This is a genomic window from Fructilactobacillus sp. YLN 2412, from assembly GCF_059488745.1.
The window spans coordinates 1,110,360-1,132,192 of the sequence record NZ_CM183165.1; the positions used below are offsets into that span (position 1 = coordinate 1,110,360).

The 21,833-nt window shown below is 34.7% G+C and carries 22 protein-coding genes; 5 read left to right on the forward strand and 17 right to left on the reverse strand.

The genetic code is table 11. The features are described from left to right. Window positions 1-4: 4 nt before the first annotated feature. Both AC0GLR_RS05630 and AC0GLR_RS05635 read right to left on the reverse strand, forming a co-directional pair. Window positions 5-1,393, reverse strand: a complete 1,389-nt coding sequence (locus AC0GLR_RS05630; RefSeq protein ID WP_495604485.1) for a UDP-N-acetylmuramoyl-tripeptide--D-alanyl-D-alanine ligase — start codon at window positions 1,391-1,393, stop codon at window positions 5-7. A 115-nt stretch (window positions 1,394-1,508) separates the two neighbouring features. Then, window positions 1,509-2,309, reverse strand: coding sequence for a hypothetical protein (locus AC0GLR_RS05635; RefSeq protein WP_495604486.1), 801 nt, complete (start codon window positions 2,307-2,309; stop codon window positions 1,509-1,511). A gap of 241 nt (window positions 2,310-2,550) precedes the next feature. On the opposite strand from AC0GLR_RS05635, the gene AC0GLR_RS05640 reads away from it, so the two are divergent. The 3 genes from AC0GLR_RS05640 to AC0GLR_RS05650 all read left to right on the forward strand — a co-directional run bounded on the left by AC0GLR_RS05640 (window position 2,551) and on the right by AC0GLR_RS05650 (window position 5,187). Then, window positions 2,551-2,979, forward strand: a complete 429-nt coding sequence (locus AC0GLR_RS05640; protein ID WP_495605425.1) for a low molecular weight protein-tyrosine-phosphatase — start codon at window positions 2,551-2,553, stop codon at window positions 2,977-2,979. Next, entirely contained in the window at window positions 2,980-4,221 is a 1,242-nt protein-coding gene (locus AC0GLR_RS05645; protein ID WP_495604487.1) for a multidrug efflux MFS transporter, read from the forward strand. Between the two features lie 123 nt (window positions 4,222-4,344). Continuing rightward, complete coding sequence (locus AC0GLR_RS05650; RefSeq protein WP_495604488.1) at window positions 4,345-5,187, forward strand: DUF4097 family beta strand repeat-containing protein; 843 nt, start codon at window positions 4,345-4,347, stop codon at window positions 5,185-5,187. Window positions 5,188-5,250: 63 nt separating this feature from the next. Here AC0GLR_RS05650 and AC0GLR_RS05655 read toward each other — a convergent pair whose 3' ends face one another. From AC0GLR_RS05655 to AC0GLR_RS05675, 5 genes are all read right to left on the reverse strand, one after another. Beyond that, window positions 5,251-5,499, reverse strand: coding sequence for a type B 50S ribosomal protein L31 (locus tag AC0GLR_RS05655; protein ID WP_054646727.1), 249 nt, complete (start codon window positions 5,497-5,499; stop codon window positions 5,251-5,253). Window positions 5,500-5,617: 118 nt separating this feature from the next. Further along, the gene (gene murA, locus AC0GLR_RS05660) at window positions 5,618-6,880 is read right to left on the reverse strand and encodes a UDP-N-acetylglucosamine 1-carboxyvinyltransferase (RefSeq protein ID WP_495604489.1); all 1,263 of its coding nucleotides are present in this window, start codon (window positions 6,878-6,880) and stop codon (window positions 5,618-5,620) included. A gap of 119 nt (window positions 6,881-6,999) precedes the next feature. Next, complete coding sequence (gene pyrG / locus AC0GLR_RS05665) at window positions 7,000-8,616, reverse strand: CTP synthase (protein ID WP_495604490.1); 1,617 nt, start codon at window positions 8,614-8,616, stop codon at window positions 7,000-7,002. A gap of 155 nt (window positions 8,617-8,771) precedes the next feature. Further along, complete coding sequence (gene rpoE / locus AC0GLR_RS05670; RefSeq protein WP_495604491.1) at window positions 8,772-9,275, reverse strand: DNA-directed RNA polymerase subunit delta; 504 nt, start codon at window positions 9,273-9,275, stop codon at window positions 8,772-8,774. A gap of 46 nt (window positions 9,276-9,321) precedes the next feature. Next, a complete protein-coding gene (locus AC0GLR_RS05675; protein ID WP_495604492.1) occupies window positions 9,322-9,756 on the reverse strand; it encodes a YwiB family protein in 435 nt (144 codons plus the stop codon). A gap of 142 nt (window positions 9,757-9,898) precedes the next feature. On the opposite strand from AC0GLR_RS05675, the gene AC0GLR_RS05680 reads away from it, so the two are divergent. Together AC0GLR_RS05680 and yidA are read left to right on the forward strand one after the other, a co-directional pair. After that, on the forward strand, window positions 9,899-11,269 hold the full coding sequence (locus AC0GLR_RS05680; protein WP_495604493.1) for an HD domain-containing protein: 1,371 nt from the start codon (window positions 9,899-9,901) through the stop codon (window positions 11,267-11,269). A gap of 2 nt (window positions 11,270-11,271) precedes the next feature. Then, entirely contained in the window at window positions 11,272-12,087 is an 816-nt protein-coding gene (yidA, locus tag AC0GLR_RS05685) for a sugar-phosphatase (RefSeq protein ID WP_495604494.1), read from the forward strand. A gap of 57 nt (window positions 12,088-12,144) precedes the next feature. On the opposite strand, the gene AC0GLR_RS05690 is transcribed toward yidA, so the two are convergent. The 10 genes from AC0GLR_RS05690 to metG form a co-directional block, all read right to left on the reverse strand. Then, a complete protein-coding gene (locus AC0GLR_RS05690) occupies window positions 12,145-13,152 on the reverse strand; it encodes a ribose-phosphate diphosphokinase (protein ID WP_495604495.1) in 1,008 nt (335 codons plus the stop codon). A 72-nt stretch (window positions 13,153-13,224) separates the two neighbouring features. Then, window positions 13,225-14,604 carry a bifunctional UDP-N-acetylglucosamine diphosphorylase/glucosamine-1-phosphate N-acetyltransferase GlmU gene (glmU, locus tag AC0GLR_RS05695; protein ID WP_495604496.1) on the reverse strand — a complete coding sequence of 460 codons (1,380 nt, stop codon included), beginning with the start codon at window positions 14,602-14,604 and terminating at the stop codon, window positions 13,225-13,227. A gap of 9 nt (window positions 14,605-14,613) precedes the next feature. Then, the gene (purR, locus tag AC0GLR_RS05700) at window positions 14,614-15,444 is read right to left on the reverse strand and encodes a pur operon repressor (RefSeq protein WP_495604497.1); all 831 of its coding nucleotides are present in this window, start codon (window positions 15,442-15,444) and stop codon (window positions 14,614-14,616) included. Window positions 15,445-15,579: 135 nt separating this feature from the next. Further along, the gene (locus AC0GLR_RS05705) at window positions 15,580-16,374 is read right to left on the reverse strand and encodes a metal ABC transporter permease (protein ID WP_495604498.1); all 795 of its coding nucleotides are present in this window, start codon (window positions 16,372-16,374) and stop codon (window positions 15,580-15,582) included. Beyond that, entirely contained in the window at window positions 16,367-17,062 is a 696-nt protein-coding gene (locus tag AC0GLR_RS05710) for a metal ABC transporter ATP-binding protein (protein WP_495604499.1), read from the reverse strand. Before AC0GLR_RS05710 ends, AC0GLR_RS05705 begins: the two co-directional genes overlap by 8 nt. 67 nt (window positions 17,063-17,129) lie before the next feature. Next, entirely contained in the window at window positions 17,130-17,360 is a 231-nt protein-coding gene (locus tag AC0GLR_RS05715) for a Veg family protein (RefSeq protein WP_495604500.1), read from the reverse strand. 68 nt (window positions 17,361-17,428) lie between these two features. Continuing rightward, a complete protein-coding gene (rsmA, locus tag AC0GLR_RS05720) occupies window positions 17,429-18,319 on the reverse strand; it encodes a 16S rRNA (adenine(1518)-N(6)/adenine(1519)-N(6))-dimethyltransferase RsmA (RefSeq protein ID WP_495604501.1) in 891 nt (296 codons plus the stop codon). A 1-nt stretch (window position 18,320) separates the two neighbouring features. After that, window positions 18,321-18,878, reverse strand: a complete 558-nt coding sequence (rnmV, locus tag AC0GLR_RS05725) for a ribonuclease M5 (protein WP_495604502.1) — start codon at window positions 18,876-18,878, stop codon at window positions 18,321-18,323. Beyond that, complete coding sequence (locus AC0GLR_RS05730) at window positions 18,879-19,652, reverse strand: TatD family hydrolase (RefSeq protein WP_495604503.1); 774 nt, start codon at window positions 19,650-19,652, stop codon at window positions 18,879-18,881. Between the two features lie 59 nt (window positions 19,653-19,711). Next, entirely contained in the window at window positions 19,712-21,763 is a 2,052-nt protein-coding gene (gene metG / locus AC0GLR_RS05735) for a methionine--tRNA ligase (protein ID WP_495604504.1), read from the reverse strand. Window positions 21,764-21,833 lie beyond the last annotated feature (70 nt).

Consider the following 21,833-nt stretch of genomic DNA (forward strand, 5'->3'; position numbering starts at 1 on the left):
AAAATTAGTCATTGGAACTTGTCAATTCATCTAAAACATTTTCTAAATGCATTCCATGACTTCCTTTTAATAAAACTTCATCATTTGGTTCAATAGCTGCTTTTAAATCTGTAACTAATTCAGGTAATTTTTCAATTGGATAGTAATGAAGATTTTTTTGTGGTTGATATTTACTTTCTAAAGCATCATAAAGGGATTTCATATCTTTTCCAATGAGAAAAACATCAGAAATCTGGGCTGGATCAATATTATCAGCCAAAGCTGCATGCATGGCTTTTGAATCATCACCTAATTCCAACATATCACCTAATACAACTAGACGTTTCCCGGCTACATGAGTAGCTTCAAAAGCTGTCAAAACTGCTTTAACTGCTGTGGGATTTGAATTATAAACGTCACTTAAAATCATTTCACCCTGATTACCTTTAATCCACTCTGTTCGATTTTTAGTAAGATTAGCATGTTCCAGCCCTTTACGCATATCGTTAGGGCTAATTTTTAACAAATTTCCTACTTCTAAAGCAGCCAAAGCGTTGTTGACATTATAATCACCAATCAAATGGATCATAAACTCATAATCGTTCCACAGATTAGTTTCAAACTTTGTATTTTCGTCACCTGTTTCAATTTCAGTTGGATAGATGTCATTAGTTCCTTCACGCCCAAATGTCTTTCGAAAAGCATTTACATTCTCAGCTCTTTCATTTAGTAGCGGCTCATCACCATTATAAACAAAATATCCATCTTCACGTAACCCGTCAGTAATTTCTAATTTAGCATCCGCAATTCGATCACGGGTTCCAAAAAATTCAATGTGAGCTTCACCAATCATTGTAATTACTGCAATATCAGGATTAACCAAATTACTCAAAGTTTGTAACTGACCGGGATGATCCATCCCCATTTCAACCACTAAAACTTCTGTATTAGAACTCATTGATAAAATTGTAATTGGAACACCAATTTGATTATTATAATTTCCTTGTGTTTTAATCACATTAAATTTCATTCCCACAATTGAAGCAATCAAATCTTTAGTGGTTGTTTTCCCGTTACTCCCTGTAACTGCAACCACTTTAGGGTTGATTTTAGCTAAATAATACTTAGCTAAATCTTGCAAAGCTTGTAGCGGATAATTGACTAAAATAACTGGAAAGTCAGTAGGGGCTTGATCTTTGTGATTGTTAGCCCAAAATGAGCCAACTGCTCCATTATCAATGGCACTTTGAATATAATCATGACCATCATTTTCACCTACTAAAGGCACAAATAATGAACCTGGTTCTAATTTTCGACTATCAAATGCTACGTTAGTCACATATTCAGCGGGAGTATTTTCAGTACTAAGAGTTCCATCGACCGCTCTAGCTATTTCATCAAGTTTCATTCTCATAAATATGACTCCTACTTTCTATCCAATCGTCTTACAAAATTTTTGCTTTAATTATATCATTAAATTAAATGTCATAAAAATAGCGGGTTAGTATCTTCTCCTAATCCGCCCATAATTATCTTAAATCATTTAAATCACTTTCATCTTGTTCTTCATTAAATTCAATTGACCATTTATTGCTTAAAGTATTATAAGTTAAAGTGCCAACTTGATTAGTTGCAGCTCGCAGTTGGGTTTCATTTCCCCAAATCACTTTTCCTTGACTCTGGGACTGTTTTACAATCAAAAGCGGAATATCAAAACGACGCTGTTGTTCATGTGCTAATTCAAATGGAATGATCAAACCACGACTACTTAAATGGAACAAATCATACAAAATTTCATTATCAAGATCTTTAATTAATAAAGGACGTGAAAAAATCCGCTTACTATTTCGCTGATTTCGCAAATGACGTTTAATACTCAATTTTACGATATGATCTAATTCAGCTAAATTTTTAAAATAGATGCGTTTGAAACCATTATTTCCGCCTAAATAAACAACTTCATTACCCAACTTTACTGAAAAAGGATTTCGCTGGTATCGAGGCATCCCCATATGAACAAAATAAAGCAAATCAGCAATTTCACCATCACTAAGCGAGTCTAGTCCTTCCTTAGTTTGATAGTCCATCCACTTGTCATTAAAGTTTTTATGTTCTCCAATTATATATTCTTTCACCTGACTTCTGCCAGTAATAGTTGAAAATTTGGAGTGGGCATTATAACTATTGGCTCGTTCAATGTGACCGTCTAATAAAATAACGTTTTGTGGAATCTGACTAATCCCATTTACAAAGTCACCAGCTGAAATTCCCCAAGTAATACAAAAATCATCAGTTGAACTAATTTGTAAATATATCAAATTGGATAACATAATTTCACCACTTTTTTCGTTTATAATTGCACTCAAGTATACTCTGAAAGAAGCTATAGGTCACATTAAAACCATTATTTAGTCAATCAATTCTTTAAATCAAGCACAGTTTTAAATACGTGCTTATTATACTAGAAAACTGATATTATTATGATACTAACTTTAATTTAGAATGGAGTGCATCAGATTGCCAAAAACCAACGTTTTGTTTGTCTGCCTTGGAAATATTTGTCGTTCTCCAATGGCAGAAGCAATGTTTAAAAAATTAGTTCAAGAACACGGAATTTCTAGCAAATTCAACATTACATCTGCTGCAACTAGCAGTGAAGAATCAGGAAATCAACCTCATCCCGGTGCTAGAAAAACAATGGATAAACATCATTTAAACTATCAGGGACATCGTTCCCATTTAATTACCAAACATGATATTGAAACTGCAGACTATATCATTACCATGGATAAGTCCAATCTAGCAGATTTAAAACAAATGATTCCAGTGAATGAACAAAATAAATTGCATTTATGTATGGATATTGTTCCTGGACAAGCTGGAAAAAGTATCGTTGATCCTTGGTATACCCATCGTTTTGAAGATACTTATCAAATGCTGCACGAATCTTTACCACTCTGGCTTAATCAAATGCAACAACACAATCAGGAGGTGCACTAATTGACAACTAGTGATACCGATGTCAATGAAGACGAGGTCATACCACGTAATATTTGGCATCGAAATTTAATTGCCCTTTGGTTTGGTTTATTTCTAACCTCAATGGGATTTAGTGGAATGATGCCATTCTTATCCCTTTACATCGATACTTTAGGAAATTATACCCAAAGTCAGCTTAATTTATATAGTGGATTAGCCTTTTCTGCGTCTTTCATGGCTGCTGCAGTAGTTTCACCAATTTGGGGCAGCTTGGCTGATCGTTATGGTCGCCGCATCATGCTATTACGAGCTTCTTTTGTCATGGCAATTGTTGTTCTTTTAATGGGATTTGCTACTAATGTTTGGCAGTTAATTTCATTACGATTTATCCAAGGAATTTTCTCTGGTTATTTTCCGAATTCAAACGCACTTTTAGCAATTCAAGTCCCAAAAAAAGAAAGTGGTAAAGCGTTAGGAATATTATCAACTGGCGGAGTTTCAGGATCATTACTCGGACCATTTGCTGGTGGAGTTTTAGCTTCAATCTTTAGTTACCGAGTGACTTTTTTCATTACTGGAACCCTGATGTTTTTAGTTTTCTTAATCACTATTTTTTTCGTCAAAGAAAAATTTACCCCCATTACCAAAGAAAAAAACTTGCATACTAAACAAGTAATTAAAGTCTTAAAACGACCTAAATTAATCTTTGGAATGTTTATCACAACCATGATTATTCAAGCTTCAAACTACTCGATTTCACCGATACTGTCTCTTTATGTGCGGCAAATCATGAACAACAGTCCATCGGTAACCTTTTTCAGTGGGATTGTCGCTGCTGTTCCTGGAATTTCTACTTTAATTGCGGCTCCTAGGTTCGGTGCTTTGGGTGATAAAATCGGAACTGAAAAAATTATGACATTTGGCTTTATTTTAGCTATTATTCTCTACATTCCTATGGCATTTGTTACAAATGTCTGGGAATTAATGGGATTACGGTTTTTACTTGGAATTTCAAATGCTTGTATGTTACCCGCAGTTCAAGCCATTATTGCTAAGAATACTCCAGCTAAAGTTACTGGAAGAATCTTTAGTTGGAATCAAAGTTTTCAAGCTATCGGTAATTTTAGCGGCCCAATGATTGGCTCCGTTATCTCGTCAATGTTTGGTTATTCAGGAGTTTTTATTTCAACTTCAATCTTAGTTTTCATTAACTTAATGTTAGTACTTCGTGAAACCAAAAATATTAATAAAACTAAAGTGTAAAATAATTTATTAATGGTCGTCATCAGTAATCTTTGCTGATGGCGACTTTTTACATTTTATGTTGTAGTACTTAACAAATAATGATAGATTATCATTAATACTAAAAAAGAAAGGATTAATCTAATGTCTAAAAAAGCACTACTTTCAATGCTAGGAATTTGTGTAGCAACTTGTACCCTAACAATCGGAGGGCTAGTTGCTCATGCAAATGCAGACACCACTAGTCAAACTGTCAAAAATACCGAGCAGATACATAAACTTACAATTAATGTTCCCTCCAAAGTAATTGTGAAAACTGGATCTGAATTTAAGGTCCAATCTAAATTTCCAGATAAGCAAAAGACTACTGTTACAAATAAAGATGACCAAATTAAAATCAGTCATCCCCAGAAACATCATCTTTGGGGCATAAAAATTGATTTTAAACAGCCTAAATCAGTTGTCAATGTAACTGTTCCAAAAAATATGAAGCTTACCGATTTAAAGCTTAATTCTAAAGCTGCTGATGTCCAACTTGACTCATCTATCGAAAACTTAACGATTGCTAGTCATAGTGGTGACGTACACTTAGCCAAAACAAATCCACAAAATTTAACAGTTAAATCAGAAAGCGGCGACATTGCTTTAAATCAAATTAAAGTCCAAAATGATGGTCATTTATTTAGTGAATCAGGTGATATTAACCTAACTAATTCTCATTTCAAGACCCTTGCAGCCGATTCTGAAAGCGGAGATATTAATGCTCATGATTTAGTTGCTCAAGCATTTAAGCTTAACAGTGAATCGGGGGACGTTAACATTAACAATCAAAAAAACATTAATTATAACAAAGTTACAATAAATAGTGATAGCGGTGATGTCCAACTTAAAAATGCTAAAGTTAACCAGAGTAATATTGATACAGCTGGTGGTGACTTAGACTTACCAAACACCAAAATTAAACACGCTAACAACTCAACTGACTAATAAACATTTTGGAATATAAAAAAAGACTTAACCAATTGGCTAAGCCTTTTTTTATAAATAAATTTAATTTTGTAAACCATACTTCTTGTTGAAACGATCGACAGCACCATCTGCTTGGGCAGTTTTTTGTTTCCCAGTGTAAAATGGATGTGAATCTGAAGAAATTTCAACACGAATTAATGGATAAGTGTTACCATCTTCCATTTTAATCGTATCTTCTGAAGTAACAGTTGATCCAGTAATGAACTTAAAGCCAGTACTTGAATCTTGAAATACTACTTGATGAAAATCTGGATGAATTCCTTTTTTCATAATATCGCTCCTTTTGCCCTGAATTTATAAAATCCAGAGATTGATTTATCAATAACTCAACTTTTGTAGTTTACCACTAATAAAGATAGGATGCAACAACCTCAATAATCCAGTTATGTTACTTAATTAATTCGACTTCTGCATGTAATCCAGTTAACTTTTTCACAATATTATCATAGCCACGCAAAATATTATCTGTATTAGTTACAATTGTTTCTCCTTTAGCAGTCAACCCAGCAATTACTAAAGAAGCTCCTGCTCTAATTTCTCCTGCAGAAACGGTCGTCCCTTGCAGTTGGTTGCTAGGATCAATCACAATCAAATTATCGTCTGTCACTCTAATCTTAGCTCCCATTTCGCGTAGTTGACCAACATGCATTTTACGTTTGGGATAGATCGTATCTTTAATAACACTCTCACTATCTGCTCCTAAAAGTACTGGAGTAATCGGCTGCTGCCAGTCAGTCGCAAATCCCGGAAATGGTGCAGTAGTAATTTGAACTCCATGTAATTTTTTACTTTTGGGAACAAAGATACTATTTTCATTAATCTTTAATTGAACACCCATCTCAGCTAGTTTATTTGTAAATGATTGTAAATGATCTGGAATAACATTTTTTATCAAGATGCCATCGCCAACTGCTACAGCCAATGAAAGATATGTTCCAGCTTCAATCCGATCAGGAATCACGGTGTGAATACGATTTGCTGCGAGTTGTGAAACTCCTTTAATTCGAATTACATCCGTTCCTGCTCCACTAATATTAGCTCCCATATCATTTAAAAAAGAAACAATATCTACTATTTCTGGCTCTTTAGCTACATTATGAATAGTCGTTACCCCATCAGCTTTCGTAGCTGCTAAAATAGCATTAATTGTTGCTCCTACAGAAACCATATCAAAAAAAATCGGTCCACCCTTTAAACCGTTACTAGTTGCATCAATATAAACAGTTCCATTTTCTTCAGTAACTTGGGCTCCTAATGCCTCAAAAGCACGAATATGTTGATCGATTGGTCGTGGACCAATATTATCACCACCTGGAAAACTAACAACAGCGCGATGAAATTTCCCTAACAAAGCTCCCATAAAATAATAAGAAGCACGTAAACTTTTAATTGCCTTACTAGGAAGGCGACTTTCTTTTATATTAGTTGGATTAACCGTTAATTTTCCATCAGAAAATTCTGATGGAACATTCATTGACTGGAGAATTAGCATTAAATTATGAACATCTAAAATATCGGGAACCATTTCAAACTTTACTGGTGTATCGGATAATATTGCAGCTGGTATTAAAGCTACAATACTATTTTTTGCTCCACCGATAGTTACATCACCATAAAGCCGATGACCTCCCTGAATTTTCATCGTACTCATATTTAATAATCCTCACTATTTCTACTTTATGTCACGTACTCAATCATAAGTAAAAACAGCTCACATTACAATAGGATTAGCAACATTTAAAGAATGAATAAGCAAAAATTAAGAAAATATTATTTTGCAGCTTTTTTATGGTACTTATCAGCAGCAGCAATAAATGCTTTAAACAACCCTTCTGGACGATCAGGACGTGATAAAAATTCTGGATGATATTGTGCAGCTACAAAGAAACGCTTGTTAGGTACTTCAACTACTTCTACTAAATGATCATCTGGGGATGTCGCTGAAATTACTAATCCAGCATCTTCTAGTTCTTTTCTAAACTTATTATTAAACTCGTAACGATGACGGTGACGTTCTGAAATTTCTTTTTGATTATCATAAGCAACTGCTGTTTGCGTTTTAGGCTTGAGCTTAGCAGGATATGCACCTAAACGTTGTGTCCCACCCATTCCATTAACATCATTTTGATCTGCCATTAAATCAATCACATTATGTTTAGTATCATGATCAAATTCAGTTGAATTAGCATCTTGATAACCTAACACATCACGTGCATATTCAATCGTGGCAACCTGCATTCCTAAACAAACTCCAAAGAAAGGAACATCCTTTTCACGAGCATAACGAATTGCAGTAATCATACCTTCAATTCCCCGACTACCAAATCCTCCTGGAACAATCACACCATCAAAGTTTTTTAATTTTTTAGCAACATTTTCGTCATTAATTTCTTCAGCATCAATATTAGTTATTTTGACATTATCATCAGCAGCATATCCCGCATGACGTAAAGCCTCGTCAACTGAAATATAAGCATCTTTTAATTTAGTATATTTACCAACTAAAGCAATATTAACTTGACCCTTTAGATTACGAATGTGATGTTCCATTTTTTTCCAGTTTTTCATATCGGCTTTAGGTGCCTTAATATTAAAATGGTCTAAAATTTGGTCATCCATATCTTGTTTCTGAAAACTAAGTGGCAATTGGTAAAGATTAGGAGCATCAGCTGATTCAATAATACTTTTTTCATCTACATCACAAAACATCGCAATTTTTTTCTTCATTGGTTCTGTGACTGGTTTTTCAGAACGAAGTACAAGCATGTCCGGCTGAATCCCAACACTACGTAATTCTTTTACACTGTGTTGGGTTGGCTTTGTTTTCATTTCACCAGCAGCTTTTAAATATGGAACTAAAGTGGTATGGATGTAATAAGTACTATCAACGCCTTCATCTTTTCTCATTTCACGAATTGCTTCTAAGAATGGTAAAGATTCAATATCACCGACAGTTCCACCAATTTCAGTAATTACAACATCAGCCTTACTAGTTTTAGCAGCACGCATGATTTTTTCTTTAATCATACCAGTAATATGCGGAATAACTTGAACGGTAGCTCCTAAATAATCCCCATGACGTTCTCGTTCTAAGACTTCTTTATATATTTTCCCTGTTGTAACGTTGGAATACTTATTTAAATCATTATCAATAAATCTTTCGTAGTGCCCTAAATCAAGATCTGTCTCCGTGCCATCATCCGTTACAAAGACTTCTCCATGTTGATAAGGATTCATCGTTCCTGGATCTACATTAATATATGGATCAAATTTTTGAATGGTAACATTCAACCCGCGATTTTTTAATAAACGACCTAATGAAGCGGAAACGATCCCTTTTCCAAGCGATGAAACAACTCCACCAGTAACAAAGATATATTTGGTCATTTTAGTACCCCTCTCATCTATTCATAACTTTTAACAATAAAACCTAAAAAAGGCTCCCCGTTCAATGAATGGGGAGCCTTTTTTATTCGAATAACTCTACAACTATGCAGAGTGCCCAAGTAGAATATTAGTAAAAAAAAGCTGCTTAGTCAAGCTTAATCTTCTTCAGGATGTTTTTCATCATCGTCTGCGATGTCAACATCATCTAAATCGTCATGAAAATCATCATCTTCTGGGTCATCGTTATCATAATCAATCACATCATCGTCATCTTCTGGATCATCGTTATTGTAATCGATTACATCATCTTCATCAGATGCATCTGCTAAGAAAGCATTGATTTTATGACGTTTTTTGGTTTTGGGCTGATCTTCACCTTCACTGGCAGTTGCTTCATCAACTGAATCAAAGGGATACCAAGTACGGAGTCCCCAAACATTATTACCTAATGAGATGAAACTACCATCAACATTTAAATCTGCATAAAATTGATTTAATTTACTTTTGATTTCATCATCACTAAACTCAGTATATTTTTGAATCGCATTAACCAGGTCTGGAAATTGCATTGTTTGACCCTTGTCTGCAAGAATCGCATGTGCTACTTCAATCATTGATAATTCGTTTTTTTCTTCTTTATCTAATTTTTCAATTTCCAAATCAAACACGCCTTTCTAGTTTACCATTATACTTAATGATACTAATTTATGCGTTAAAATGCAATTTAATCTGGTAGTTTCCTACCGTTTCTCCATCTGTAATTATTTGATATGTTACTTCAATTTGTCCGGCAGTGTTTTTAACATCAATCATAGCCTCCACTTTGCTTGCCAGCACAGTAATGTTCATCGTCCCATATGGAGTAACATAATGATTGTCGGTCTTCTCATCTTGTTTAAACAACAAATTCAGCTGACTTTCAGCCTTACGAGTTAAGCGTACTTCATGAGGATTGTCCACCCGAAAAGTTACTGGAACGTCGCCATTATCCCCATGTTCTACAAATCTAATATACCAATTACCTTTGATATTAATCAGTTGGCCTGTTTCTGAAAAATGATATTTTTCCCTTTGTTGATCTTGAGTGATTTTGGTATCAATTACTACCGAAATCTTTTGTCCGCGCTTTTTTTTATCCATTTTTTTAGCCGCCTTAATTAAACTATTCTATGTTTTAATTTTAACGCCAAAAAAGTTGAAATGCACTAAAAACAGTTAAATCTGACTAATATAAGAAATTCAGCTATAATAGTAGATATCAACTAGTTGGAGGAACGGAGTAATGGGATATTATTCAAAACCATTAAAACAGGAAAAAGTGATTCGTGATCCGGTTCATAGTCACATCTATATTCAAGATCAAATTATCATGGATCTCATTAATACTACTGAATTTCAACGACTCCGTCGAATTCATCAGTTAGGCACAACTTCACAAACTTTTCCGGGAGCCGAGCATACTCGTTTTACTCATTCACTGGGAGTTTACGAAATTGTAAGAAGAATTTGTGATCATTTTCAGCGTAATTATCCATCAAAAGAAGCAGGTGATGGTTTATGGGATGATTCCGAACGGATTGTTGCTGAATGTGCTGGATTGTTACATGACATTGGTCATGGACCATACTCTCATACTTTTGAACATATTTTTAAAACCAATCATGAACAAATTACTCAAGCCATTATTACATCACCAGATACTGAAGTAAATCAAGTATTAAGTAAAATGGGTCCAGACTTTCCTAATCGAGTGGCTAGCGTTATCAATAAAACTTATGACAATCAGCAAGTGGTCCAAATGATTTCCAGCCAATGCGATGCCGACCGGATGGACTATTTACTTCGGGATTCTTATTTTACAGGCGCCCAATACGGAAACTTTGATCTTGATCGGATCTTACAGGTTATGCGACCTTATGTAGGTGGTATTTGCTTTAAAATAAGCGGATTGCATGCTATTGAATATTATATTGTTTCTCGTTTTCAAATGTATTTACAAGTTTATTTTCATCCCATTTCTCGTTCCATGGAAGTCATTTTAGGTCATCTATTGTTACGTTCAAAAGAACTTGCCGATGACTTTAAATTAAATCACAACTTTAACCCTACTTTATTAATGCCATTTTTAAATGGTACTTTTAATCCTGATAGCGACTTACAAGCATACCTAAAACTAGATGATGGCGTTTTAAATACTTATTTTTCTGCTTGGAAAGATTATCCTGATTCAATCTTATCTGATTTATCTCATCGATTTGTTGATCGAAAACCATTTAAATCAGCTAAATTCAACAATCAGACTAAGGACTTAATCCCAAAACTACAAAGTTTAATTGAAGCAGCTGGATTTAATCCTGAGTATTATACTGCTACCGATAATAGTTACAATCAGCCTTATGATGTTTACAATCCTGCTAGTGGTCATCAAAATGCTCAGATTGAGCTCATGGAAAAAGACGGTAGTTTGATTGAATTATCAAAAGCCAGCTTATTAGTCAGAACAATTACTGGAAAAGATGTTGGCGATAGCCGTTTTTTCTTTCCAAAAGAAATGTTGCAGCCTGAAAATAACATTGAATTGTTTCAACAAGTATACGATAATTTTCAAAGATATATTAAAAATGATAGTTTGATTAACCCGAAGGAGAACTAAAAATGGATATTAAAATCATCGCAATTGATGTAGATGGAACTTTGTTAAATGAAAATAATGAATTAGCCCAACCAACTATTGAGGCTATTAAAAAGGCACGTGCCAAAGGTATAAAGATTGTCATCTGTTCTGGCCGACCACTAACTGGTATTCGTCCCTATTTAAAACCACTCGGAATTTCTGGGGATGATGAATATGTAATTGCATTTAATGGGGCAGTTGTCGAAACGGTTTCTGGTAAAATCATTTCTAAAATGGATGTCAGTTACGAAGACTTTTTAGAAGTCGAAATGATGTCTCGAGAAATTGGTATTCATTTCCAAATTGAAACTACTGATGGCATTTATGTTACTAATCGAAACATTAGCCCTTACAGTGTATTTGAAAGTCAACTTGTCAGATTACCCATCAATTATCGAACTCCAGAAGAAATTACTCGCGAATTCGATATTGCTAAATTAATGTACGTGGATGATAATGATAAAATTGTTGCAGCCAATCATGATTTACCATCATCAATTAAAGAACGATTAAACGTTGTTCAAAGTACTCCTGTATTTCTAGAATTTATGAATAAAAAAGCTGGAAAAGGGAATGCTTTGAAAAATCTAACAGAAAAACTTGGCTATACTGCTAAAAATGTCATGGCAATTGGCGATCAAGAAAATGATCTCAGTATGCTAAAATATGCTGGTTTAGGTGTTGGTATGGGTAATGGAATTGACGATGTAAAAGAAGAAGCCCAATTTGTTACGAAAGACAATGCTGAAAATGGTGTCGCATATGCAATTAATAAATTCGTAAATGACGCTGATTAATTAAAATAAGCAAAACTAAAATGACTCTAACTGTTTAAAAGCAGTTAGAGTCATTTTTTAGTTTTTATCTTTATCGTTCTTCATTTTATCAGTTCCATAGTTGAAACGTGAATTAAATAATGGACTAACCGGACGATTTTGATCAATTCTCAAAATTGCATCACCAATTAATGGTGCTACTGAAATTTGTTTGATTTTAGCAATTTTTTTATCTTCTGGTAATTGAATTGAATCCGTAACAACTACTTGTTTGATTGGAGATTTTTCCAAACGTTCCGTAGCTGGACCAGAAAGAACAGGATGCGTACAACATACATAAACTTCTGTGGCACCGGCGTCAATCAAAGCTTGAGCTCCCTGGGTAATAGTTCCAGCGGTATCAATCATATCGTCAATCATGATAGCACGCTTCCCTTTTACGTCCCCAATAATATTCATAATCTTAGCCACATTAGCCTTGGGGCGTCGTTTGTCAATAATAGCAATTGGATCACCTAAAAATTCTGCCATTGCTCGTGCTCTAGAAACTCCACCATGATCAGGTGAAACTACCACTGCATCCTTTGACAAACCATTTTGTATAAAATAGTCAGCTAATAGAGGTGCTCCCATAAGATGATCAACTGGAACATCAAAGAATCCTTGAATTTGAGCGGCATGTAAATCAAGTGCTACCACTCGTGTAATTCCATCTGTTTGTAACATGTCTGCTACTAACTTGGCAGTAATTGGTTCACGTGATCGTGCTTTACGATCTTGTCGTGCATAACCGTAATAAGGGATTACAACATTGATGGTAGCAGCACTTGCCCGTCGCAAGGCATCTACCATAATCAATAATTCCATCAAATTATCATTAACGGGTGCTGAAGTAGATTGAATAATATAAACATTATCTCCACGCACACTTTCGTCAATATTAATCTTAATTTCACCATCGCTAAAATGATCGACTGAAGCTTTTCCTAACGGAATTCCAACATGTTTAGCAACTTTTTCAGCAAGTGGACGATTAGAATCTAATGAAAAAATTTTCATTTTTGAATCTTGAGTTTTTGTAGCCATAATATCCCCCGTTGGTTATTTGTCCTATCTGAATTTAATTATATTATGCCTTTGCTATTTCAGCAAATCGAATTATTCAGCCCCATTAAACGGAAGTTTTTGATAATAATCCGTTTTATTAGTTTGACGAGTTCGGGCAATTGCCATGTCGTATTGCTTCACATCATCGGTAATGGTTGATCCTGCTGCAATAAAAGAATGATCGGCAATTTTTACTGGTGCAATTAGATTTGCGTTACTTCCGATGAAGGTATCATCGCCAACAATCGTTTCGTGTTTATGCTTACCATCATAATTAGCAAAAATCACTCCACAACCAATATTAATATTTTTACCTAATTTGGCATTCCCAACATAGGTTAGATGTCCCATCTTTGTTCCTTCACCTATCTCAGCTTGCTTCACTTCACAAAAGTTACCGATATGAACATTTTTGCCGATTTTAGATCCTGGACGCAAATGGCTATTAGGACCAATATTAGAATTATCCATCATTTCTGAATTTTCAATATTAGATGAAGTCACCGTTACTCCATCATGAATAATACTTCCTGATATCTTTGAATTAGCACCAATTACACAGTCATTGCCAATCTTAGTTCCATTTTGTAATTGAACTCCAGGTTCAATAATGGTATCTTTCCCAATCTCAATCCCATCGTCAATGTAAGTTGCATCCGGGTTAATAATGGTAACTCCATTATTCATGTGATAGTCATTAATTCTACGCTGCATTACCTTAGTAGCAGCAGCTTGAGCAACCCGAGTATTCACTCCCATTGATTCGTCAAAATCGTCCATTTTATAAGCTGCAATTGTTCCGCCTTGCTGCTTTAACACCTCAATTGCATCAGTTAAATAATACTCACCTTGGGCATTTTGATTATTTGTTTGATGTAAAGCTTTAAATAACTGCTGATTGTCAAAAACATAGACTCCGGTATTAATTTCGTGAATCGCTTTTTCTTCACTATTAGCATCTTTTTGTTCCACAATTTTTTCCACAATACCAAGATCATTTCTAACAATTCGACCATATCCGGTTGGATTAGGGGCTTGGGAAGTTAAAATTGTTGCTGTTGCTTTTTTATCATCATGATAAGCAAAAAGTTTTTTTAATGTTTCCGCGGTAAATAAAGGTGTATCACCGCTAATTACTAATGTATTTCCATCAGAATTCTTTAATAAATCTTCTGCCCGTAAGACTGCATCACCAGTTCCTAGTTGTTGGTCTTGAACAACATACTCAGTTTGATTGCCAAGTTCAGCCTCGACATCGGCAGCTCCAAAACCAACTACTGTCACAATCTGGTTCATGTTTAACTTAGTAACCTGACTCAAAACATGACTAACCATTGATTTACCACAAATTTGATGCAATACCTTGTATAATTTTGATTTCATTCTGCTTCCTTTGCCGGCAGCTAAAATGATTGTATTTTTTTCACCCATTCCAATCTCCTATTTTGCACTTCCAAAGATTTTTTCGTCATAATTACCCTTAGTAATTCTCATATCACCATCTGGTTCATTTTCCATCTTAACTAATGAAGTATAATTCCCAAATTCTTGACTGTTACTATATGCTCCCTCGGCAAAGAACGTACTACCAACCAAATTACAGTTAAATTCTTCAATCAATGATGTTAATCCGTTAATTGTTCCACCACCATGAATAAAATCATCAACAATTAAAACATTGGAATCTTCAGCAAGACTTCTTTTAGAAATGGTCATACGTTTAATTTTTTTACTTGATCCAGATACGTAATTCACACTTACAGTTGATCCTTCAGTGATATTAGAATCATGACGCGCAATCACTAATGGAACATTTAAGTACGAGGAAGCAGCCTGAGCAATTGGAATACCTCGTGTAGCAACCGTTAAAACAGCATCAACTCTTTGGTTTAAATATTGAGTTGCGATGATTCTGCCTAAGAATCGTAATTTTTCTGGATCGCCCAAAATGTCCGACATATAGACATAACCGCCTGGAAGAAGTCGCTGACTATTATTCAATATTTCAACTACTTCTGACATAAACTCATCTGCAGCTTCTTTTAAAATATAAGGAATATATTTTGCACCACCAGAAGCCCCTGGAACTGTTTCAACCAACCCAATTCCACGTTCTTGAAATGTTCTTTTTACAATCGTTAAATCTTCACTAATCGAAGATTTAGCCGAATCATAACGCTTTGCAAAAAACGTCAACGGAATTAGGGTATGTGGACGATTCAATAAATAATCTGTCATATCAACTAATCGTTCACTTCGTTTGATTTTCATACTTTCACCTCGTAATTTATTTGCACTCAACTAAAATTTTAGCATAAATGTTCGGATTTTACGTCAATTTTAAAAAAAAAGAAGAGATAAGTTTTCACTTATCTCTCCTAATTATTCAGATTAATTTTTGTATGATTAATTTTGCATAATCCGGTTAAAACCTAAAGCCGCAAAATAAATACTACATTCAATCGTAGCAATGAAAAAACTGACTGGCCAATTAGTAATATAGCCTAAATATAACCCAAGCCAAACCCCAATCAATCCAAATATAACTGCTAAAGCAATCATTTTACTAACAGAATGAGCAAAATATTTTGCACTGGCTGCTGGAAGCGTTAATAAAATAAAAATTAGTAATGCACCTACGATCTGAGCTGCTACAGAAACACTTAAAGCTAGCAACACCAAGAAGATAATCGAAATCAGTCCACTATTCACATGTTGAGCTTTTGCACCCACTGGATCAAACGAATCAAATTTTAGATTTCGGTAAATTACCAACAAAACCAGTAAAACAATCACAGATAGGATTACCATCTGGTTAACGTCACTTTGACTAATTCCCACGACACTTCCAAATAAAATATTAGTAGCATAACTAGCACTTTTATTTGATAAAGCTAAAAACAAGACTCCCAAACCAATAAATAATCCAGAAATTGCACTAATGGAATCCTCTCGTCTCGAGGATTTCGTTCCCATTTTACCTACTAATATTGAACTAATAACTGTAAATATAAGCATCCCATTTAATGGAGTAATGCCAATAAACATTCCAAAGGAAGCTCCTGCAAAACCGATTTCTGACAAAGTATGAGTTAAAAATGGCATATTTCGAGAAACGACAAAGACTCCAACAAATCCACAAACAATCGCAATAATCGTACTAGCCACATAAGCATTACGCATAAATTCAAAACTAAACATGTTTTCCTCCTTCATAATCAGCGACTTGTAACTGATCAATCGGACCAAACTCATAACCATTTGGTTGTAATAATAAATATTCATCAGAAAACTGCTTAGCTAACGGAATATCATGAGTAATAAATAACACGGTTACTCCTGTATCAACATTCAATTTTTTTACTAATCGTAATAAATTTTCCTTTGAGATTGGGTCTAAACTAGCAGTTGATTCATCTAAAATCAGTAAATCGGGCCGAACTGCCAATGCTTGCGCCAAATATGCACGTTGCTTTTCCCCACCAGATGCTTGACCTAATGGTTCCTTAGCAATTTTTTCTAAATCTGTTTCTTGCAAAACTAATTTCAGCTGCTGGCGTTCTTGATGGCTCAGCCAAGGCAATTTATAACCACTAAAACTTAATGCCACAAAATTTTTCACAGACAAAGGATATTCATCGTCGATGTTACGAAATTGAGGAACATAACCAATCCGAATCGACTTACGGTTTGGAAAAAATTTAATTGTTCCATGGGTTGGTTTTAATTGCCCTAGAATAATTCGAACTAAAGTAGTTTTACCAACTCCATTTTCTCCTACGACGCTCAAAAAGCTGCCTCGTTTTAATTTAAAACTAAGGTTATTTAAAATTCTTTTTTCAGAAAATTCTTCCCATAAATCATGAGTTTCTAAAATTAATTCACTCATTAAATACTCCTTTAGCAGTCTAATTTAAAATAAAAAAAAAGACTTCACAGTCCTTTAAATTTCATGTTTAAATAAATGTTACCTGAATATCTTCAGTTAAAATCTTAGTATACGTAAAAGAAGCATGTGCAGGTTGTTCGCTTGAATCTAGATCAATAATGAATACAGCAGGAAACGCTTCTGAAAGCACTCCGTCATATTCATTAGTTCTTTTTCGACCGGCTTGTTCAATGACCTTAATGTCACTGCCCAGGTTCTCTTTAATCCAGCTCTTAATATCTGGCAAATTCATTTGCATTGCAAATCACCTCGCGTACATTCATTATACTATGAAACACCTGGAATGTAAAGGGGTTTATGAACGTGCTATCCTAATAAGCCTGCCGTGTGAAAGGCATTAGCCATTTCAACAAACTGGTCAACTGTTAAGCCTTGTGGACGAACTGTTGGTTTGATTTTTAATTCGCCTAAAACATCAGTAATTTGTTCTTTTATCTCAGGTTTCTTACCAAAGATTCCTTGTAAGTTATTCCATAATGTTTTTCTACGATGCATAAAACATCCATGTACAAAACCAAAAAATGCTTGTTCATTATAAGCAACTTGCTTTTTAGTTTTTCTCGGCGTCAATTTAACTACTGCTGAATCGACTTTTGGTGCTGGAATAAAAGATTTATGAGACACCTCAAGTGCAATTTCAGCATCATCTAAATATTGGGTAATTACACTTAAAGCACCATAGTCATGTGAATCTGGTTTAGCACAAATTCGCTGTGCCACTTCTTGTTGCATCATCAAAACCACTGCTTCATATTCAATGTTTCCCTTTAAAATACTCATTAAAATAGGTTTGGTAATGTAATATGGTAAATTAGCAACTATTTTTAGATGGTGCTTTCCATCAAAATTTTTGGCAATTAATTCTGGTAAATTAGCCTTTAAAAAATCTTGATTAATCACTTTAACATTTTGATATTGTCCAAGTGTTTCAGCTAAAATCGGGAGCAAATTAGCATCAATTTCAAATGCTAACACTTGATGAGCATGTTTAGCAATTTGTTCAGTTAATGCCCCAATTCCTGGTCCAATTTCAATCACATCATCAGCTTCGGTAATATCAGCTGCCGTCACAATTCCGTGTAAAACGGACAAATCATCCAAAAAGTTTTGGCCTAAACTTTTTTTAGCACTCAAACGATAACGGTTTAAAATTGCCATTGTTCTGGTTTTGCTTCCTATTTCTGGGGTTTCATTCATCTTATCTCTCCTTATCAATTTGACTTAATGCATCGTCGAATTCAGCCTTTGTAATTCCAAACATCCGCAAACGTCGTTGTAACTGTTTAGCATTTACATAACCTAAATGCAATAATTCACCTAATTTTAACCGTCGATCTTTAGCATCATGACTACCTACTAAATTTGCATTAATCAATTCCTGTTTGGTGATTACCTCGGGATTAGCGTCGCTTTCCGTATAAACTTCTTTTAAAGCTTCCCGGATTGCTTGTGGAGAAGCATGTTCAACACCTAAAGATCCTCGCGGAGTATCTGGAACAGCATCCTGTTTTTTTAAAAAAGCATGCTTTGCCTCAGGAATTTCATCTGCAATAATCCGTCGAATCTTTTCCCCGGAAAAATCAGGGTCGGTAAATACAATTACTCCGCGAGTTTGAGCTAACTGGTCAATCAAAGCAAGCGTATCGTCGGAAATAGCAGATCCACGGGTTTCAATCGTATCAGCATCAACGGCTCGTTGAATTCTTTCTGTGTCAGATTTCCCTTCAACTATTAATACTTCTTTAATTCTTTTCATTTATTTGTCCAATCCAAAAATTCGATTTGTGTTTGTATAAATTGCCTGAGCAATTTCATCTGGATTTACATCTTTAAAACGAGCTACAGCTTCTAGAGTATAAAGCGTATAAGCAGGCTCGTTTTGACGACCTCTTAATGGTTCCGGAGCTAGATATGGAGCATCTGTTTCAACCAAAATTCGATTCATTGGAGTTTGGCGGGCAGCTTCATGAACTTCTTTCGTTTTTTTAAAACTGACAACGCCGCTATATGACAAATTCATCCCTAAGTCCAAAAACTTTTTCATCCATTCTACATCACCGTTGAAGCTATGGATAATTCCACCTACTTCCTCAACATGTTCATCTTTTAAAATTCGATAAGTATCTTCGAAAGCATCTCGATTATGAACTGAGATTGGAAGATGAATATTTTTAGCAATTTTAATTTGACGTCTAAAAACGTTTTCCTGCATTTGTTTAGAAGTTTTTTGCTGATGTAAATCCATGCCAATCTCACCTAAAGCCACAACCTGTGAATCCTCAAGCTGTTTTTGCAAAAGTTCTTCTGCTGGTTTGTCATAATGATTAGCATCTTCTGGATGCCATCCAACAATCGCAAACATTTCAGGATACGCATGCGCTAATTGAATAGCTCGTTTATTTAATTGAGTATTAGAACCAACATTTGCCATTCTAACTACCCCAAGACGTTTAGCGTGTTCTCTATAATCAGAAACTTCGTTATCAAACGTTTTATCATTTAAATGCGTATGTGAATCAAAAATTTTCATTTTATGCTCCTATTAACTAAAAAAGTTTCACCAATCATAGATTAGTGAAACTAGATTGATTATGCTAATGTACTACCATTTTCAAGCGTCGGATCAACGGTCACCACTTGAATGGTTCCATCTTGCTTTTCAATTGATAAAATCATTCCTTGACTGACTTCTCCACGCAATTTAATTGGTTTTAAATTAGCCACAATAATTACCTTTTTCCCAACTAGTTTTTCAAAATCAGGATACCATTTAGCGATTCCAGAAACAATTTGCCGTTGTCCATCATCACCTGCATCTAATTCAAATTTCAAAAGTTTATCGGCTTTGGCAACTTTAGCCACTGCTTTAATTTCGGCCACTTTTAATTCAACTTTCTCAAAATCAGCAAAATCAATTTCATTTTTAAGATTTTTAAGGGTAGTTACTCCGACATGCTTACTTTCTTTTTTAGTTTCAGCACGTTTCATAGCTGCTCGGCCTTTAGCCTTCTCAGGTGCTGTCATTTTACTCTTGATGTATGCTACTTCTTCATCCCAATCAACACGTGGAAAAATTGGTTCACCATTTACAACAACCTTACGACCGCCCTTAAAGCCATCTAAACTAGCATTTTTAATGTCAAAATCATTACCATCATTTAAGCCTAATTGATTATAAATTCTGAAAGCTGCATTAGGTATAGCTGGGCTAACTAAAATAGCAATTAAACGCAAACTGGCTGCCAAATGTGCCATTACATTTGCCAGTTCCTTAGCATCATTTGCATTTTCAGCTTGAGTTTTAGCCAACTTCCATGGTTCAGTTTGATCAATGTATTTATTAGTTTGACCAATCAATTTCCAAACAGCTGACAAAGCATCTGACAAATGAACTGTATTCATTAAATCTTTATATTCTTTAGTTACATTAACTGCCATTTCTTGTAACTCACGACTGGGCTCGTCATCTGTAGCAGTATAATCTGGAGAAATCCCATTTTCATACTTATTAATCATAGCGATTGTCCGATTTAACAAGTTACCAAGGTCATTTGCTAAATCGTAGTTAATCCGATCCACAAAATCTTCAGGAGTGAACACCCCATCACCAGAAAATGGAACTGCTTTTAATAAATAATAACGAGTTGCATCTAAACCATAACGATCGACTAAATCTTCGGGATAAACTGCATTCCCCTTAGATTTAGACATCTTGCCGTCTTTCATGGTAATCCAACCATGAGCATAAATTTCCTTAGGTAATGGCAATCCAAGTGCATGCAAAATAATGGGCCAATAAATACAGTGAAAACGAACAATTTCTTTCCCAATCATCTGAAGATTAGCAGGCCAAAATTTCTTAAAAAGTTTATCGTTATCACTATCGTAGCCTAAATCAGTAATATAGTTGGTCAAAGCATCAATCCAAACATAAACAACGTGTTTGGGGTTAGATTTAACCGGAATCCCCCAGTTAAATGTAGTTCGTGAAACTGCTAAATCTTCTAAACCTGGTTTCAAGAAGTTATTAATCATTTCATGCATCCGTGAAGTTGGTTGAATAAAATCAGGATGTTCTTTGTAATAATTCATTAACCAATCAGCATATTTACTCATCTTAAAGAAGTAGCATTCTTCATTTACCAACTGCACTTCATTTCCAGTCGGAGCTTTTCCTCCAGTTATATTACCTTGGTCATCTTTATAGACTTCTTCTAATTGTGACTCAGTGAAATATTCTTCATCAGAAACTGAATACCACCCTGTGTACTTACCTAAATAAATATCTCCTTGATCCAACAGTTGTTGAAAAATCTTTTGAACAGCTTGAACATGACGATGATCAGTTGTTCGGATAAAATCATCATTTGAAACGTCTAGATTCATCCATAAGTCTTTGATGCTTTGTGCCATTTTATCAACATAAGCTTGAGGTTTAATTCCTAATTTTTCTGCTTTTTGTTCAATCTTTAAACCATGTTCATCAGTTCCAGTTAAATAATAAACATCATCACCTAACTCACGATGATAACGTGCCAATGCATCCGCAGCCACAGTCGTATAGGAGTTTCCAATGTGCAATCTACCAGATGGATAATAAATTGGTGTCGTAATATAAAATGTTGACTTTGTATCTGACATGTCGCTTCTCCTTTTCGTTTTACTAGTGTTGTTATTATACTACACTCATTGACTGAGTAGCAGCATTCAA

What these genes read in the sequence shown, in the direction of transcription:
- AC0GLR_RS05630 (WP_495604485.1), bottom strand. Translation starts at nt 1,393, where the DNA reads ATGAGAATGAAACTTGATGAAATAGCTAGAGCGGTCGATGGAACTCTT.
- AC0GLR_RS05635 (WP_495604486.1), bottom strand. Translation starts at nt 2,309, where the DNA reads ATGTTATCCAATTTGATATATTTACAAATTAGTTCAACTGATGATTTT.
- AC0GLR_RS05640 (WP_495605425.1), top strand. Translation starts at nt 2,551, where the DNA reads ATGGCAGAAGCAATGTTTAAAAAATTAGTTCAAGAACACGGAATTTCT.
- AC0GLR_RS05650 (WP_495604488.1), top strand. Translation starts at nt 4,345, where the DNA reads ATGTCTAAAAAAGCACTACTTTCAATGCTAGGAATTTGTGTAGCAACT.
- AC0GLR_RS05655 (WP_054646727.1), bottom strand. Translation starts at nt 5,499, where the DNA reads ATGAAAAAAGGAATTCATCCAGATTTTCATCAAGTAGTATTTCAAGAT.
- murA (WP_495604489.1), bottom strand. Translation starts at nt 6,880, where the DNA reads ATGAGTACGATGAAAATTCAGGGAGGTCATCGGCTTTATGGTGATGTA.
- pyrG (WP_495604490.1), bottom strand. Translation starts at nt 8,616, where the DNA reads ATGACCAAATATATCTTTGTTACTGGTGGAGTTGTTTCATCGCTTGGA.
- AC0GLR_RS05675 (WP_495604492.1), bottom strand. Translation starts at nt 9,756, where the DNA reads ATGGATAAAAAAAAGCGCGGACAAAAGATTTCGGTAGTAATTGATACC.
- AC0GLR_RS05680 (WP_495604493.1), top strand. Translation starts at nt 9,899, where the DNA reads ATGGGATATTATTCAAAACCATTAAAACAGGAAAAAGTGATTCGTGAT.
- yidA (WP_495604494.1), top strand. Translation starts at nt 11,272, where the DNA reads ATGGATATTAAAATCATCGCAATTGATGTAGATGGAACTTTGTTAAAT.
- AC0GLR_RS05690 (WP_495604495.1), bottom strand. Translation starts at nt 13,152, where the DNA reads ATGGCTACAAAAACTCAAGATTCAAAAATGAAAATTTTTTCATTAGAT.
- glmU (WP_495604496.1), bottom strand. Translation starts at nt 14,604, where the DNA reads ATGGGTGAAAAAAATACAATCATTTTAGCTGCCGGCAAAGGAAGCAGA.
- purR (WP_495604497.1), bottom strand. Translation starts at nt 15,444, where the DNA reads ATGAAAATCAAACGAAGTGAACGATTAGTTGATATGACAGATTATTTA.
- AC0GLR_RS05705 (WP_495604498.1), bottom strand. Translation starts at nt 16,374, where the DNA reads ATGTTTAGTTTTGAATTTATGCGTAATGCTTATGTGGCTAGTACGATT.
- AC0GLR_RS05710 (WP_495604499.1), bottom strand. Translation starts at nt 17,062, where the DNA reads ATGAGTGAATTAATTTTAGAAACTCATGATTTATGGGAAGAATTTTCT.
- AC0GLR_RS05715 (WP_495604500.1), bottom strand. Translation starts at nt 17,360, where the DNA reads ATGCAAATGAATTTGCCAGATATTAAGAGCTGGATTAAAGAGAACCTG.
- rsmA (WP_495604501.1), bottom strand. Translation starts at nt 18,319, where the DNA reads ATGAATGAAACCCCAGAAATAGGAAGCAAAACCAGAACAATGGCAATT.
- rnmV (WP_495604502.1), bottom strand. Translation starts at nt 18,878, where the DNA reads ATGAAAAGAATTAAAGAAGTATTAATAGTTGAAGGGAAATCTGACACA.
- AC0GLR_RS05730 (WP_495604503.1), bottom strand. Translation starts at nt 19,652, where the DNA reads ATGAAAATTTTTGATTCACATACGCATTTAAATGATAAAACGTTTGAT.
- metG (WP_495604504.1), bottom strand. Translation starts at nt 21,763, where the DNA reads ATGTCAGATACAAAGTCAACATTTTATATTACGACACCAATTTATTAT.